The 14,450-nt window shown below is 58.0% G+C and carries 11 protein-coding genes and 2 pseudogenes; 10 read left to right on the top strand and 3 right to left on the bottom strand.

Translation table 11 applies throughout. The features are described 5' to 3' along the window. Positions 1 to 95: 95 nt before the first annotated feature. Positions 96 to 548 carry an HAD domain-containing protein gene (locus M5C98_RS10910; RefSeq protein WP_272552729.1) on the bottom strand — a complete coding sequence of 151 codons (453 nt, stop codon included), beginning with the start codon at positions 546 to 548 and terminating at the stop codon, positions 96 to 98. A gap of 103 nt (positions 549 to 651) precedes the next feature. Here M5C98_RS10910 and M5C98_RS10915 point away from each other — a divergent pair, with 103 nt between their 5' ends. Beyond that, positions 652 to 972, top strand: a complete 321-nt coding sequence (locus tag M5C98_RS10915) for a helix-turn-helix domain-containing protein (RefSeq protein ID WP_272552730.1) — start codon at positions 652 to 654, stop codon at positions 970 to 972. Here M5C98_RS10915 and M5C98_RS10920 read toward each other — a convergent pair. Further along, positions 969 to 1,340 (bottom strand): hypothetical protein, encoded by a 372-nt coding sequence (locus tag M5C98_RS10920; RefSeq protein ID WP_272552731.1) that lies wholly within the window; start codon positions 1,338 to 1,340, stop codon positions 969 to 971. The two genes, M5C98_RS10915 and M5C98_RS10920, sit on opposite strands and share 4 nt — an antisense overlap. 1,005 nt (positions 1,341 to 2,345) lie before the next feature. Here M5C98_RS10920 and M5C98_RS10925 point away from each other — a divergent pair. Then, a pseudogene (locus M5C98_RS10925) lies at positions 2,346 to 2,936 on the top strand (HAD domain-containing protein). 584 nt (positions 2,937 to 3,520) lie between these two features. Here the strand turns inward: M5C98_RS10925 and M5C98_RS10930 are convergent. Then, positions 3,521 to 4,504 carry an IS5 family transposase gene (locus tag M5C98_RS10930; protein ID WP_272547916.1) on the bottom strand — a complete coding sequence of 328 codons (984 nt, stop codon included), beginning with the start codon at positions 4,502 to 4,504 and terminating at the stop codon, positions 3,521 to 3,523. A gap of 221 nt (positions 4,505 to 4,725) precedes the next feature. On the opposite strand from M5C98_RS10930, the gene M5C98_RS10935 reads away from it, so the two are divergent. The 8 genes and pseudogenes from M5C98_RS10935 (at position 4,726) to M5C98_RS10965 (ending at position 14,450) form a co-directional block, all read left to right on the top strand. Then, complete coding sequence (locus tag M5C98_RS10935; RefSeq protein ID WP_272552732.1) at positions 4,726 to 5,364, top strand: DUF1705 domain-containing protein; 639 nt, start codon at positions 4,726 to 4,728, stop codon at positions 5,362 to 5,364. After that, positions 5,330 to 5,554: pseudogene (locus M5C98_RS24790) on the top strand (sulfatase-like hydrolase/transferase); the annotation flags it as partial. The gene M5C98_RS10935 and the pseudogene M5C98_RS24790, both read left to right, overlap by 35 nt. A gap of 138 nt (positions 5,555 to 5,692) precedes the next feature. Further along, the gene (locus M5C98_RS10940; RefSeq protein ID WP_272547916.1) at positions 5,693 to 6,676 is read left to right on the top strand and encodes an IS5 family transposase; all 984 of its coding nucleotides are present in this window, start codon (positions 5,693 to 5,695) and stop codon (positions 6,674 to 6,676) included. 191 nt (positions 6,677 to 6,867) lie between these two features. Further along, on the top strand, positions 6,868 to 7,554 hold the full coding sequence (locus M5C98_RS10945) for a phosphoethanolamine transferase (protein WP_272552733.1): 687 nt from the start codon (positions 6,868 to 6,870) through the stop codon (positions 7,552 to 7,554). Positions 7,555 to 7,774: 220 nt separating this feature from the next. Further along, a complete protein-coding gene (locus M5C98_RS10950) occupies positions 7,775 to 8,566 on the top strand; it encodes a MipA/OmpV family protein (RefSeq protein WP_272552734.1) in 792 nt (263 codons plus the stop codon). Positions 8,567 to 8,690: 124 nt separating this feature from the next. Continuing rightward, entirely contained in the window at positions 8,691 to 10,169 is a 1,479-nt protein-coding gene (locus tag M5C98_RS10955) for an efflux transporter outer membrane subunit (RefSeq protein WP_272552735.1), read from the top strand. Next, positions 10,162 to 11,367: an efflux RND transporter periplasmic adaptor subunit gene (locus tag M5C98_RS10960; RefSeq protein WP_272552736.1), complete on the top strand. Its 1,206-nt coding sequence runs from the start codon at positions 10,162 to 10,164 to the stop codon at positions 11,365 to 11,367. Before M5C98_RS10955 ends, M5C98_RS10960 begins: the two co-directional genes overlap by 8 nt. Then, complete coding sequence (locus tag M5C98_RS10965) at positions 11,364 to 14,450, top strand: efflux RND transporter permease subunit (protein WP_272552737.1); 3,087 nt, start codon at positions 11,364 to 11,366, stop codon at positions 14,448 to 14,450. Before M5C98_RS10960 ends, M5C98_RS10965 begins: the two co-directional genes overlap by 4 nt.

Consider the following 14,450-nt stretch of genomic DNA (forward strand, 5'->3'; position numbering starts at 1 on the left):
AGATCAACAGCTTGGGAATTGTTCAGGACGGACTACTTATGTTGTCGCACCAGTTGCTGACGGCAGACGAGGGTCCGACAAAGAGTTGGTGCGGATTAGATAAGTTGTCGCAGTCGCTTGACCAACTGGGCACCGCTGACTTCGGTGAGTCCTGTGCTTCCGTCCACTAAGAAGAGGGATTTGGTAAACGGGCGATATAGCCACGGTCGATCATCAATTGCTAGCCACGGGTGATGGAGCAAACCATTGCCGGAGAGCCAAGCACGACACTCTGCTTGCCGTTGATATGCGCGTAAGGTGTCTGGCACATCTGTCAGCTCGCCGAATTGTGGAGATACCCCTGCAATTCGAGGCATAACATCGTTGGAGAAATAGGCACACAAATCATCCAGCGACTTTTGCAAGCGCCATGTGCTTGTGATTACAACTTCGTACTCAGGCACTTGGCGCAGCGCGTCTTCCAGTATCGGCAGGCAGCAGAAATGCTTGGATTCATGACAGTGCTCGGGATGCAATACACCGTCGAAGTCCAGAAAGAGTATGGGCATCTCGCTGATGGAACTCCGACTTTAAAAACAAAAAATTTAACAGGCGTCCAATGGGACTAGTTGGTCGTGGTCTTTTTGGTCCTGCTGGGCGGAAATTGGGGGAATGTCTTCCCGAAAGCGAGTTCGTCCCGAAGCCGACTTTGGTCGGGCGCTGCAGCAATTGCGAGCCGCACGGGGCCTCATCCAAGAAGACATGCTCCTCGCAACGAGTCGACGCCACATCAGCCGAATCGAGCAAGGTCATCAGGTGCCGAGCCTTCGCACCATCGAAATGCTAGCGGAGCAGATGCAGATGCATCCTTTGACGCTACTGGCTGCAGCCTACTGTCCGACTTTGGATGAAGCAGTGGTTCGTGAGCTCCTTAAAACCGTGGAAAGCGATATGAAGAGTGTCGCCCCTGCTAAGTCGGTCTTAGGAGGTTAGGCAGGTTGCCTAGCGTCTTGGACGACCACCGCCAACGTCTGCAGTAGGTCTTCGCCTAAGGGCAGGGGATCACGACGCTGGAGCATGCGATTGACGATCTCTCGATCCACAGCGGTGCTTAGTAAACACAGCGCCGCCTGCAGGGTCTCCAGCTCTATGTCGAAGCTTTTGTCAGAGTGTTTGGCACTAGCCTTTGACAGCAGGAGCAGGGTGAGCGGCAAAGCCGCGCTGGCTGGATCCTGATCCCCGCTCCAGGCGATTCCTGAAAGTAGATCTCGGAACTGATCAGATACCAGCAACAGCTGGTTGTCCTCGAGTGCATCCGGCAAAAGGGCTTCCCACCCTCGTGACGTGACAAGGCTCATCATGTCCTGAGCTCCAAAGTTTCCGAGGGACGATTTTTCTAAACGCAACATCATTCGCCATTCAAGTTAATATGAGACCAATTGGTCCCCTTCAGGACCTTGGCGTGCGAAGATAGCGGAACAGGAAAGCCGTTTAGGCCTTCGAAGCTTGCCTGATCTTCAATGGAAAGCTCGGGGTTGTCCGGCCGTCTGCTCGGGCAACCAGTCTGTTGTCTCAATTGGTTGTCCCCTTTGAAGAATCGCCTGGATCTCTCCCGCTTGGCCGAACTTGATAGGCAGTTATGCGAATTCGCGAAACTGCCGCGCCCCGCAACGCCTCGGTGCGGATGGGCGAAGACAATGCGCCTGGCACTGGGAATGAGTTCAATAGCCTTGGGGGCCCGCTTGGGCATGACTGCGCAGGGCGCGCGGAAGCTTGAGCAAGCCGAGGCAAACGGGAGCATCACGCTGAACACCCTCGCGCGCTTGGCCCAAGGTCTCGATTGCGAAATTCACTACACGTTTGTCCCTCGCACGAGCTTGGTTGAGCAAGTGCTCAGGCGCACGCACGAAGCGGCCGGAATTCCGATGCCACAGTGTTCCAAGCTCAGTGAGGTGCTTAAGGAGCCGCAATCGCTCGCGGCCCTCTCCACGGTTCTTGCCCAGGTGAACAAGAGAGGGCTATGGTGATTCAGCGACTCGACCTCCCGAAAGCGCTAGCCCGTCCATGGCTGCGCCCGTGGCCATGTTTGATTAGAGGCTGTAGGAGTGCAGGGTAATGTGCTGCTCACCGCAGCATGGTCCGTGCAAAAAAAGCCCGCAGTGTGACCTGTGCGTGGGTGCACCGTAGGCGAGAAGGCGTGCCTCGCGCTATAGGGGGAGGACGGTGCCTCTCGATGTGCTCGATTCGCCCTTACGCGTCCAGTCCAGCGGATTTGGCTCGACTGAGGCTCTGGGGACTCCTAGTCCGGTAGAGCCCTGTCTTCGTCGCCGCTGATAAATCGCACAAGCAGCATCCCAACGGACGATATGTCTTCTGGCCAGAATTTCCCTTATCTTCCTGCGTCAACTCCACGCAGCGCGGACGTCGTTCTGTACCTCGACCTTGATGGCGTTGTTCACCACGAAAAAGTGCTCTGGCATCCCCGCAAAGGCGTTTACATGAGCCCATATGAGGCCGCTGGACACTCCCTCTTCGAATGGATTCCGATCCTGGAGTCGGTGCTACAAACCTACCCGGGAGTTGCCCTGGTACTGAGCAGCACTTGGTGTATTCGTCCCGGATACAGCGCAACCCTCTAACGCCTTCCCACCGCATTACGCGCCAGGTTTATTGGAGGGACTTACCACACCCGTGTACATGGAGTGGACCCCTGGAACCTATCCATGTTCCGCGCAACTCCCCGGGGTGTGCAGGTTCAAGAAGACTCGCAGCGCCGCAAACCCCGGCAGTGGATCGCTCTCGACGACGATCTTGAGGGTTGGCCTGACTCCTGCCGGCAAAACCTGATCGCATGCAATGGAACTACGGGCTTGTCCGATCCCCAAGTCGAGCACGAACTGAGAGAACAGTTGCGCTGCTGCTATGTGGCTTTGTCAGTGAACCCTCATAGCTGTTAGTGCCGATGCAATCTTGAGAGGCGTCCCACTGGCTTGCTGAGAATTTCAGCAGAGGATTCAAGGCGATCACCAAGGACGTGATTGCCAAGGTCCGGCGCATGACGCCGCGCCACCGACTCTCTCTCAGGGAGATGGCAACGCACATGGGCCTGACGCACAACGAGGTCAAGAAGTAATTGCTCGCCCCAGTAATGTTGTGCCGGATTACGAGCGCGTGAAGCTCGAGGGCAGGCTCACTGAGTTTTAGCCGATCCTGCACCTTCGCGGTGTAGGGACAAGCCGTGCGTCATCTGCCACCTTCGGCAAGTGTCCTGTTTGCCTCCAGCCGGACTGGACGCTCATTAAGCGCCGCTCAACCTAACTGCAGGAGTCATCTGGCCACGGGTCGTCAAACGGGCGTGTTAGCTGTTCTTAATGAATTGCTAAGGAAGGTCTGCAAAACCCCATTCGTCAGCCCGGCACAGCCTGATGTTGAACGGAAGGTCCGCCTGATTCCTGCGCAATCCGCTGCTTAGGCCCGATTGGCACGGTTTACAGGCCCGTTTCAGCCCTTGCGGCGCCACCTCGGCACCCCGCAGACGCACCTATCCCTGCAGCGCCAGGATCCGCTTCCTGGCCATCCACAGATTGCCCAGCGCAAACAGCATCATGAGGCGCGCCGTGTTCTTTTCCAGACCTCGGTAGCGCACCTTGGCGTAGCCGAACTGCTGCTTGATCACGCGGAACGGGTGTTCGACCTTGGCTCGCACGCTGGCCTTCAGGCGCTCGGCTTTGTCCAGCAGCTTGTGAAGTTCCCGCTCGGGATCAAGTGCCTTGCGTTTGCCCGGGCGCATGGCCACGTGCCACTTGATCTTGGCCTTGGCTTTGCTCCCTTGCATCTCCTGGCGCTTGTCCACGCCCTGGTAGCCTGCATCGCCCCAGGCATGCTTTTCTTTGCCATTCAGCAGGCCTGCTGCCTGCGTCACGTCGTTGACGTTGGCGGCTGTGCCGATGACGGTGTGCACCAGTCCCGAGTCGGCATCCACGCCAATGTGCGCCTTCATGCCGAAGTGCCACTGGTTGCCTTTCTTGGTCTGATGCATCTCGGGGTCTCGCTCACCCTCTTTGTTCTTGGTCGAACTGGGCGCTGCAATGATGGTGGCGTCCACGATGGTGCCTGTCTTGAGCATCAGGCCCTGCTGGGCCAGACCGGTGTTGATGGCAGCCAGCACCTGCGGAGCCAGTTGGTGCTTCTCCAACAGATGGCGGAAACGCAAGATGGTGGTCTCATCGGGCATGCGCGCTGCACCATCGAGGCCGGCGAAGCGGCGGTACAGGGGCCGCTCGTGCAGTTCTTCTTCCATGGCCGGATCGCTCAGGTTCCACCACAGCTGCAGGCAGTGGATGCGCAGCATGGTTTCGATGGGGAATGGAGGGCGGCCACCCAGGGCCTGGTGCGCGCCCCGGGCGAACGGAGCAATGAGGGCCACCAGCGTTGCCCAGGGCACAACCTGGTTCATCTCTTCGAGGAAGATCTCCTTGCGGGTCTTCTTGGGCAGTGGGTCCAGGCCCAGGGTGTATTGATCCATGGCGCCATTGTCTTGAATGCTTGGCGCTGGGGGAGGATCAGGCGGGGAGGTTTTGCAGACCTTCCCTAAGACTGCATCTTGAGCATTGGAGCAATGTCTTTACTCATTGCAGCACTCTATGAAGATCAACTGTCTCAGCTTGGACAGGAGGACCCGTCAGCCGCCTCCAGAGGCTCTAGAGCCTCAGCCGCTCACGCCCGACACACTTCGGGGGGCTGCACATGACGATCGCCGCGATGCGGCCGCTGACACTCGTGGCGCTATCTGCGACCTGGATTACTGTCTCTGGTAACACAGCACCCATCGAGAAGCTCGCTGACTTAGGTTTGACTATTGGTTCTTCAGGCTGGCAAGTCCCAATCGTCCTACTGTTGCTTGTTTTTGTAGGAACCATTGGAATCGCGTCACTCGCGGCTTGGCCACGAATACTAAAAATCACGCTAGCTGCCTTGCTTCTGATCACTGCTGGTGCCAGTCATTACATGGGCTCTTATGGTGTCGTCATGGATCCCACTATGCTCACTAATGTCCTGGAGACAGATGTGCGGGAAGCAGGGGCACTCCTAAGCGTACAGGCGGGACTCAAGATATTTTTACTTGGTGTCATCCCCGCAACTCTTGTTTACTCGGTAGCAATTCATTTTGATACTGCTGCAAAACAAGCCATCAAGAATGTAGGTGTAGCGCTACTGGCCGTCATATGCATAACCTGCCTCTTGGCGATTTCCTATAAAGATATGGCTTCATTGATGGGAGGTCCGATATCTTCTGAATCCGCTTGCAAGTATCTATTCCGTTGCTCGTGTGGCAATGAAGCCCTTCGAGATGGAGTCGAATGTCATTCTGCCGGTTGGGAATAATTTGAAATTTCAGCCTTTCGAGGCCGACGGCAAAGAGCCTCTCACATTAATTTTGGTGCTTGGAGAGACTGCGCGCAGTGATAGTTTCAGTCTAAATGGATATGAGCGTCGAACCAACCCAGAACTGGAAGGTAGCGGTGTAGTAAGTTTTCGAAATTCGTGGTCATGTGGTACGAGTACTGCAGAGTCGCTGCCTTGCATGTTCTCCCATTTAGGGCGCGAGGGGTTCAATGATCGAGATTTCAACTATGAAAATCTGCTAGGGAAGGTCTGCAAAACCTCCCCGCCTGATCCTCCCCCAGCGCCAAGCATTCAAGACAATGGCGCCATGGATCAATACACCCTGGGCCTGGACCCACTGCCCAAGAAGACCCGCAAGGAGATCTTCCTCGAAGAGATGAACCAGGTTGTGCCCTGGGCAACGCTGGTGGCCCTCATTGCTCCGTTCGCCCGGGGCGCGCACCAGGCCCTGGGTGGCCGCCCTCCATTCCCCATCGAAACCATGCTGCGCATCCACTGCCTGCAGCTGTGGTGGAACCTGAGCGATCCGGCCATGGAAGAAGAACTGCACGAGCGGCCCCTGTACCGCCGCTTCGCCGGCCTCGATGGTGCAGCGCGCATGCCCGATGAGACCACCATCTTGCGTTTCCGCCATCTGTTGGAGAAGCACCAACTGGCTCCGCAGGTGCTGGCTGCCATCAACACCGGTCTGGCCCAGCAGGGCCTGATGCTCAAGACAGGCACCATCGTGGACGCCACCATCATTGCAGCGCCCAGTTCGACCAAGAACAAAGAGGGTGAGCGAGACCCCGAGATGCATCAGACCAAGAAAGGCAACCAGTGGCACTTCGGCATGAAGGCGCACATTGGCGTGGATGCCGACTCGGGACTGGTGCACACCGTCATCGGCACAGCCGCCAACGTCAACGACGTGACGCAGGCAGCAGGCCTGCTGAATGGCAAAGAAAAGCATGCCTGGGGCGATGCAGGCTACCAGGGCGTGGACAAGCGCCAGGAGATGCAAGGGAGCAAAGCCAAGGCCAAGATCAAGTGGCACGTGGCCATGCGCCCGGGCAAACGCAAGGCACTTGATCCCGAGCGGGAACTTCACAAGCTGCTGGACAAAGCCGAGCGCCTGAAGGCCAGCGTGCGAGCCAAGGTCGAACACCCGTTCCGCGTGATCAAGCAGCAGTTCGGCTACGCCAAGGTGCGCTACCGAGGTCTGGAAAAGAACACGGCGCGCCTCATGATGCTGTTTGCGCTGGGCAATCTGTGGATGGCCAGGAAGCGGATCCTGGCGCTGCAGGGATAGGTGCGTCTGCGGGGTGCCGAGGTGGCGCCGCAAGGGCTGAAACGGGCCTGTAAACCGTGCCAATCGGGCCTAAGCAGCGGATTGCGCAGGAATCAGGCGGACCTTCCGTTCAACATCAGGCTGTGCCGGGCTGACGAATGGGGTTTTGCAGACCTTCCCTAGATGTATTCGCCAAGTCGGGGGTTGCGGTCTTGTGGCTTGATAATCAATCTGGCTGCAAAAAGGAGTGTGCTCGCGTCCCTTTCGTTGATGCGAAGAGCCTTTGCCCTGGCGGGGATTGCTTTGATGAAGTGATGCTGCATGGCTTGTCCGACAGGCTGGCACAGATTGACAATGAGAAGAGGGCGAAGGGCACTGTCATTGTGCTGCATCAGATGGGGAGTCATGGGCCGGCATACTACAGGCGCTCACCCGACAGGCTAAAAGAATTCGTGCCTGAATGCAAAACAAACGTCCTGAAGGACTGCAGCTCAGAAGAGTTGCGTAACGCCTATGACAACCCAATTCGATACACAGACCATTTCCTAGCTAAAACCATCAAATGGCTCGAGGCAAATAGCTCAAACTCTGTTTTGCTGTATGTATCGGATCATGGAGAGTCACTAGGGGAGAGGAATATATATTTGCACGGCCTTCCCTATGCGATTGCACCCGATTACCAGAAGAGAATTCCATGGATCACATGGTTTTCGTCTGAGTTTAAAAGAAGTCGAAAAATATCCACGGCTTGCTTGGATGGTAAGGCTGATGATCTGATAACCCACGACAATTATTTTCACTCAGCGCTTGGGATTGCGGGAGTAGTGGTAGACGAATACGTCCCTGCTTTAGATGTTTATCGCAGTTGTCATGCAGAGCTGGGGGTGAGATTAAATTAATCGATTATTGGCTTGGTTGATAGCGCGATTTCAATTTTTGAGTTATTCCATGATCTATGCACTTGCAGTGAATGTTGATGCGGTGATCTGCACCGACATTCTTGCGACATGCCAGAAGTACGCTGCGTTTGCTCGACTCAAAGGCTGCTGAACCCTGCGGGGTTGGACCGCTTTGAAGTCGAGCACTTCCACATCGCAACCACTCAGTACTTCTGGCGCTATGAACACCACCCGCTCAGTCCTGGCCTGCCTTCTGGCACTGCCAACCCTTGCTGCCGCACAGGCACAGGATCAGTCTTCGCCAACGACCGCCCGCTGGGGCCTCGGCTTGGGCCTTGCCGTATCGGACAGCCCGTATGCAGGCGAGGGCAACAAGACCACGGCACTTCCCCTGCTGCACTATGAGGGCGAACGCTTTTACTTCCGCGGACTGACCGCTGGCGCCCATCTGATCCACAACAAATCCTTCAGCTTGGATGCCATCGCATCGCTGCGCATGGACGGCATCAAGGCCAAGGACTTTGGAACGTCGGAGCTGGCCCGCAACGGCATCAACCGCGATCTGCTGGATGACCGTGACAGCGGCCTGGACCTCGGGTTGGCTGCGTCCTGGCGCGGTGCGCAGGGCAACTTCGAGCTGACCGCCAAGGGCGATGTCACCGGTGCCAGCGAAGGGTTTGAGCTAACTGCCAAGTACGGCTACGACTTTGAAATCGGCCGTGGCCGCCTCACGCCCAGCATCAGCGTGAGCTACCTGTCCAAGGACCTGACCAACTACTACTACGGCACGCTCAAAGACGAAGTGGCCCGTGGAGTTGTGGACTACAAGCCGGGCGCTGCCACGATCCCGGCATTGGGCCTGACCTATATCCACCCAATCGGGCAGCAATGGCGGTTCATCAGTGCCGTGCAATACAAATTCCTGCCCAGCAAGATCACCGACAGCCCACTGCTGAAGTCCAACACCAAGGGTGAGAGCTCGGTCATGCTCGGGTTCTCCCGGAGCTTCTGATGCGCATCGAAATCAAGGTGCCGACCATGAGCGGGTGGCAAGGTGCTTGCATCATGGAGATGGCCTGCACAAGGGTAAAGAGCGCCAGCTGCGGTGCTGGCATACACCGGGATGAGGTGCTCACATGCAGTTGAGTACGCTCTTCTCGCTGCTCATGCCGATCCTGGTAACCGGATGTGCATTGCAGTCTTCATACGCGCCGCCCCCTTTGCAGGCACCTGCATCGTGGTCCACCTCTGGCACGTTCCCCGATGACATGACTCGCGGAGATGCTGTCGCGACAACTGAGACGTGGTGGACTACTTTGAAGGATCCCGCAATCGATGCGCTGATCCCGAAGGCATTGAGCGAGAGTCCCACATTGGCGCAAGCGGTTGCGCGCATTGATGAGGCTCGGGCAATGGTTGGCACCACGTCTGCGCAGCGCCTCCCTGCGATAAGTCTGGAAGCTGGTGGGGGGCGTGATCGTGGTTTGGGAAGCGGCGGTTCAGCAACGGAGATAAGCCGTTCGGCCAACGCAGGGCTGAGAGTGGGGTGGGAGGTCGATCTTTTCGGTCGAATAAGCCAGTCAGTCGACGCGGCGAACAGTCGTCTGGATGCGCGAACAGCAGATGCACGGAGCGCCCGCCTGGCGCTAACTGCTCAGATCGTTCATGGCGTCGCAGGTCTGCGCTCGTGCAAATTTTCCACCCAGGTTCAGATGGAAGACATTGCTTCCCGCGAGAAAGTGCTGGACCTGGTTAGGCAGAGACTTGCCGCAGGAGCCGTGCCCCGAGTGGAGGAGGCACGAGCTGCTGGGAGTCTTGCTAGCGCGAGGACGCGATTCATTTCGCAGCGAGAACAGTGTGAGAAGCAAACGAATGCGCTAACGCGTCTGACGGGAATGAATCGGGACGGCATTAGCGGCCTTCTGGCTGCTTCGCCATCCGTTACACCTCGAATGCTCGGTACCGAAATCTTCATGCCACAAGCGCCGTTGTTGGCCATTGGGCTGCCTGCGGACGTCCTCGCCGCCCACCCTGACATTGTTGCTGCGGATCGTGAGGCGGCTGCGGCTTGGGCCGAGATCGGTGTTGCGCGCGCCAATAGGATGCCCCGCATTGATCTGGCTGGGTTGCTATCGCGCAACTGGCTTTCAGCAGCAGGAACTTCGATGACCTACAGCACGTGGTCACTGGCGGCCTCACTGACGGCTCCACTGTTCGATGGAGGCTTAGGCGTGGCCCAGGTGGATGCATCAATTGCCAGGTACCGGGGAGCAGAGGCAGGCCTACGCGATGCTGTTCTTCTTGCGGCTAGAGACGTGGAGGATGCACTGGCAGGCAGTGCGTCAGCCCAGCAACGAGCAACGACTTCCCGAGATTCCTTAGATGCCGCGGTCGTGACCCTTACAGCCGTTCAAGCCCAGTGGGAAGCGGGTGCTGTGAGCCTGTTCGAACTTGAGGACGCTCGGCGTCAGATGGTCGCTGCAGAGGATGCAGTCATCACAGCCTCGCGAGATGGCGTCCAAGCTTGGGTGGCCATTATTCAAGCGTCTGGAAACACTGCGCTCGTTTCCAAAACCACATCAGAAATTAATGCATCTGCGCTCAGCCATGAATGACAAAGACCTTATGACGCATTTCGGTGGTAAACCGGCTATCAGCAAGCAGTTCAAGCAATCTGCCGCTGTGGCACTCATTGGCCTAACGGCGGTTGGTGCGGCCTGCTGGCTGGCGCTACATCCACTGGTGGCCCATACGTCCGAATCTCACGCAAACGCTTCCGCCGCCATGGCCGTCACCAAGGCGACCGCACGTATCACCGATTGGCCGGTTCAGCTAGAGGCTTCAGGATCTGTGGCTGCATGGCAGGAAACAGTCATCGGGGCGCAGGTCAGTGGTGTCCGCCTCACGGAACTGAGGGTAGGTCCAGGGGACGCGGTTCGCAAGGGCCAGGTCCTCGCGAGATTTGACACGGAAGCGCTGCAGGCAGAAGTTGCCCAACTCCGGGCGTCCCTGCGCCAATCTGAGGCGAAGGCGGCGCAGGCGGTTGCCAATCGAGACCGTTCGCTCAAACTTAAGAGCAGCGGTAGCATGAGCGAGCAAGATTTGCTTCAGGCGACCACGCAGGCGGAGACCACGTTGGCTGAAATTGAGTCGAGCCGGGCGCAACTGACACTACGGCAATTGCAGCTCAAGTACGCGACTGTGGTTGCGCCTGACGATGGCGTGATCAGTGCGCGCAATGCGACAGTGGGCACCGTCGGAGCCGTCGGCCAAGAGCTGTTCAGACTTATTCGCCAAAACAGACTCGAATGGCGAGGCGAGCTCACCGCGGCACAGATTGGCCACGTGGCACGGGGACAGTCGGTCACGCTCCAGCTGCCTGACGGAAAGACGGCCCTCGCCAAGGTGCGGCAGTCTGGTCCCTCCTTGGATGCGCAAACGCGTCTTGGCTTGGTTTACGCAGACATCGATTCCGGCAGCACGGCTCGTGCAGGCATGTATGCCAAAGGTCAGATCGTGGCCGCGCAGCGCAAAGCAGTGGTCGTTCCTGCCGGCAGCGTAGTCATTCGGGATGGCCGCAGCCATGTCTTTCAAGTCAAGGAAGGAGATGGCTTCTCCAAGGCCGCCCTTCAAGCCGTGACTACAGGGCGCCGCCAACTCAATGAAGTGGAAATAGTGGCTGGAGTTGCTGAGGGCGATCATGTGCTCGTTCAGGGCGCAGGCTTTCTCAACGATGGCGACTCCGTACGTGTCTTGCAAGCACCTGCTGTCGTGGTGCCCAAGACGTCGGCGAAGGTGGAGGCACTGCGATGAATTTCGCCACTTGGTCCATACGTAACCCCATACCATCCATCTTGCTTTTTGCGCTGCTCACGCTTGCAGGCATATGGGGCCTGTGGAAACTTCCGATTCAAGATCTTCCCGATGTCGACATGCCAGTGGTACGTGTTGGGCTGGCGCAGCCAGGCGCTGCGCCTGGTCAGCTAGAAACCGAGGTCGCCCGCAAGGTCGAGGACTCGCTGGCGACGCTTGACAGAATCAAACACATCCAGACGCTGATCACAGACGGTAGCGTGAACATTTCAGTCGAGTTTGAGCTGGGAAAGCCCATATCCGACGCACTGCTTGAAACCAAGGATGCGATCGATCGGGTGCGCTCCGATCTGCCCACTGATCTGTTACAGCCCAATGTCAGCGCGGTCCGTGCAAGCAGTGAGGCGATCCAAACATATGCGATCGCCATGCCGACGATGAACGAAGAGGCGCTGTCCTGGTTTGTCGATGACACCGTTGCGAAGGCCATCTTAGGGGTGAAGGGCGTGGGCAAGTTCGAGCGCATCGGAGGCGTGACCCGGGAGGTCCGGGTGACGCTGGAGCCGGCTTTGCTGATCGCGCAATCGGCTACTGTCGGCGAGGTGTCTAGCGCACTTGGTCGTGTGCAGCAACAGAGCTCGGGAGGCCGGGGTAAGCTCGGTGGCGCAGAGCAATCAGTCCGCACTGTCTCGCTGGTGGGACAGGCGTCAGAACTTTCAGCCATGCCGATCTCCTTGGCGGATGGCCGGTCACTGCGGTTGGACCAACTGGCAACAGTCACGGATACCGAGGCCGAGCGTAGCCAGATCGCGTTGCTGGACGGTGAGTCCGTCGTGGGCTTTCGGATTTACCCGGCAAAAGGGCAGGACGTGACACGCATAGCATCTGGCGTGGAAGCCGCGTTAGCGCAGCTGCAACAGAAGCGTCCGGGGTTGCAAACGACTCTGGTTACCAACAGCGTGGACTACACCAAGGAGCAGTTCAAGGGGTCGTTGTACATGCTCTATGAGGGCGCAATCCTTGCGGTACTGGTTGTCTGGCTGTTTCTTCGCGACTGGCGCGCCATGCTGGTCGCCGCCTCCGCACTCCCTCTCTCCATCATGCCGACCTTCGCGGCCATGGCCTGGTTTGGCTTTACGTTGAACACGGTGAGCCTTCTCGCACTCGCTGTGATTGTGGGCATCCTGGTGGACGATGCCATCGTAGAGGTGGAGAACATCGAGCGGCATTCCAGGATGGGTAAGCCAATGGGTCAGGCCACGGCCGATGCCGTCACAGAGATTGCGCTTGCCGTCATTGCGACAACCATGGCACTTGTGGTTGTGTTCTTGCCAACCGCGATGATGGGCGGAGTTCCGGGATTGTTCTTCCGAGAGTTTGGCTGGACGGCCGTCGTGGCCGTAATGGCATCTTTGTTGGTCGCTCGCCTCGTAACACCGGTGATGGCAGTTCATTTCCTGAAGCCACACCCTCCCGGTACACCTCGGAGCGAGGATGCTGCCGATGGCCGTGTGATGCGGAGTTATCTGGCAACGGCTCGCTGGTGCCTGGCCCATCGCAAAACAACGATAGCACTTGCCTTCGCGTTCCTGGCTGGATCACTTGCGCTGGTTCCGTTGCTTCCCAAAGGCCTGATGCCGGCATCGGATCGCGGGTACACGACGGTCAGCATAGAGCTGCCTCCGGGAAGCCCTTTGCAGGACACCCTGACAGCTGCGGAAGCCGCGCGACACCGCCTTGCAACGATTGCCGGCGTACAGCGTGTCCTGTCTACAGTGGGCGCGGCACAAGCCGATAGCGACGATTTGCAGGGCGGCGACGTTCGCCGAGGAGCGCTGGATGTGACACTCCTTCCGCGCGCCGATCGGGCCGATCAAACGTCGATCGAAAATGAAATGCGCTTAGCATTGGCCCAGGTGCCTGGTGCTCGATTCACAGTTGGCAGTGGAAACATCGGCGAGAAGATGGCCATCATCTTGGCCAGTGACGACGCCGTGGCCTTGAAGGCCGCTGCTCTGGCGCTGGAGGCCGAGTTGAAGGGCGTCCAAGGACTTTCCAACATCAGCTCTACCGCAAGCCTCGAGCGTCCTGAGATCACGGTCAGACCCGATCTCGCTCGGGCAGCTGAGCAGGGAGTCAGCACGGCTGCCATCGGCGAAACTGTAAGGATTGCCACCGCTGGCGACACTGATTCCAGCCTCGCTCGGCTGAATCTGGATAACCGACAGGTGTACATCAGAACGCGCATGCCAGAGGGCGTCCAACAAGACGTGCAAGCACTTGGCAATCTGCGAGTGCGCGGGCGAGACGGGGTTGTGCCAATCGCGAGTGTGGCGACCATTGATGTGAGCAGCGGACCTGCGCAGATCGAGCGGTACGACAGGCGGCGATACGTGACGGTTTCAGCAGAACTGGGAGGCACACCATTGGGCCAGGCACTGGCCGATACCTACGCGCTGCCAGCGGTGCAGGCTATGCCCTCAAATGTACAAATGATCGAAGCAGATGACGCTGAACTGATGGAAGAGCTGGGGCGCGGCTTCGGGTTAGCCATCATCATCGGAATCGTGTGCGTCTACTGCGTATTAGTACTCCTCTTCAAGGACTTCCTGCATCCTGTCACTATTCTCTCGGCCATTCCGCTGTCACTCGGCGGAGCATTCATCGGGCTTCTTCTCGCGGGCAGCGAGCTGGATATCCCATCGATGATCGGCTTAGTCATGCTGATGGGGATCGTGACAAAGAACTCGATCCTGCTGGTTGAGTACACGATCTTGACTATGCGTGAACAAGGTATTGCTTTGAACGCTGCGTTGCTGGATGCCTGCCATAAGCGAGCTCGTCCCATCGTGATGACGACGATCGCCATGATTGCCGGCATGCTGCCTATCGGCCTGGGGTTGGGTGCAGATGCGAGCTTCCGTCAGCCCATGGCGATTGCCGTGATCGGCGGGCTGATCACGTCGACCGCTCTCAGCTTATTGGTCGTTCCGGTGGTCTTCTCGTACATGGATGGTGCACAGCGTCGGATTCGCGGTTGGTTCTCACCGCGGCAACCGGCCGTTTCATTGAAAACAGTGTGA

Source organism: Acidovorax sp. NCPPB 3576 (genome assembly GCF_028473605.1).
Taxonomy (GTDB): domain Bacteria; phylum Pseudomonadota; class Gammaproteobacteria; order Burkholderiales; family Burkholderiaceae_C; genus Paracidovorax.

Excerpts from the sequence above, each read along its gene's own strand:
- M5C98_RS10940 (WP_272547916.1), top strand. The coding sequence starts at position 5,693 with ATGGATCAATACACCCTGGGCCTGGACCCACTGCCCAAGAAGACCCGC.
- M5C98_RS10920 (WP_272552731.1), bottom strand. The coding sequence starts at position 1,340 with ATGATGAGCCTTGTCACGTCACGAGGGTGGGAAGCCCTTTTGCCGGAT.
- M5C98_RS10950 (WP_272552734.1), top strand. The coding sequence starts at position 7,775 with ATGAACACCACCCGCTCAGTCCTGGCCTGCCTTCTGGCACTGCCAACC.
- M5C98_RS10955 (WP_272552735.1), top strand. The coding sequence starts at position 8,691 with ATGCAGTTGAGTACGCTCTTCTCGCTGCTCATGCCGATCCTGGTAACC.
- M5C98_RS10935 (WP_272552732.1), top strand. The coding sequence starts at position 4,726 with ATGACGATCGCCGCGATGCGGCCGCTGACACTCGTGGCGCTATCTGCG.
- M5C98_RS10960 (WP_272552736.1), top strand. The coding sequence starts at position 10,162 with ATGAATGACAAAGACCTTATGACGCATTTCGGTGGTAAACCGGCTATC.
- M5C98_RS10910 (WP_272552729.1), bottom strand. The coding sequence starts at position 548 with ATGCCCATACTCTTTCTGGACTTCGACGGTGTATTGCATCCCGAGCAC.
- M5C98_RS10965 (WP_272552737.1), top strand. The coding sequence starts at position 11,364 with ATGAATTTCGCCACTTGGTCCATACGTAACCCCATACCATCCATCTTG.
- M5C98_RS10930 (WP_272547916.1), bottom strand. The coding sequence starts at position 4,504 with ATGGATCAATACACCCTGGGCCTGGACCCACTGCCCAAGAAGACCCGC.
- M5C98_RS10915 (WP_272552730.1), top strand. The coding sequence starts at position 652 with ATGTCTTCCCGAAAGCGAGTTCGTCCCGAAGCCGACTTTGGTCGGGCG.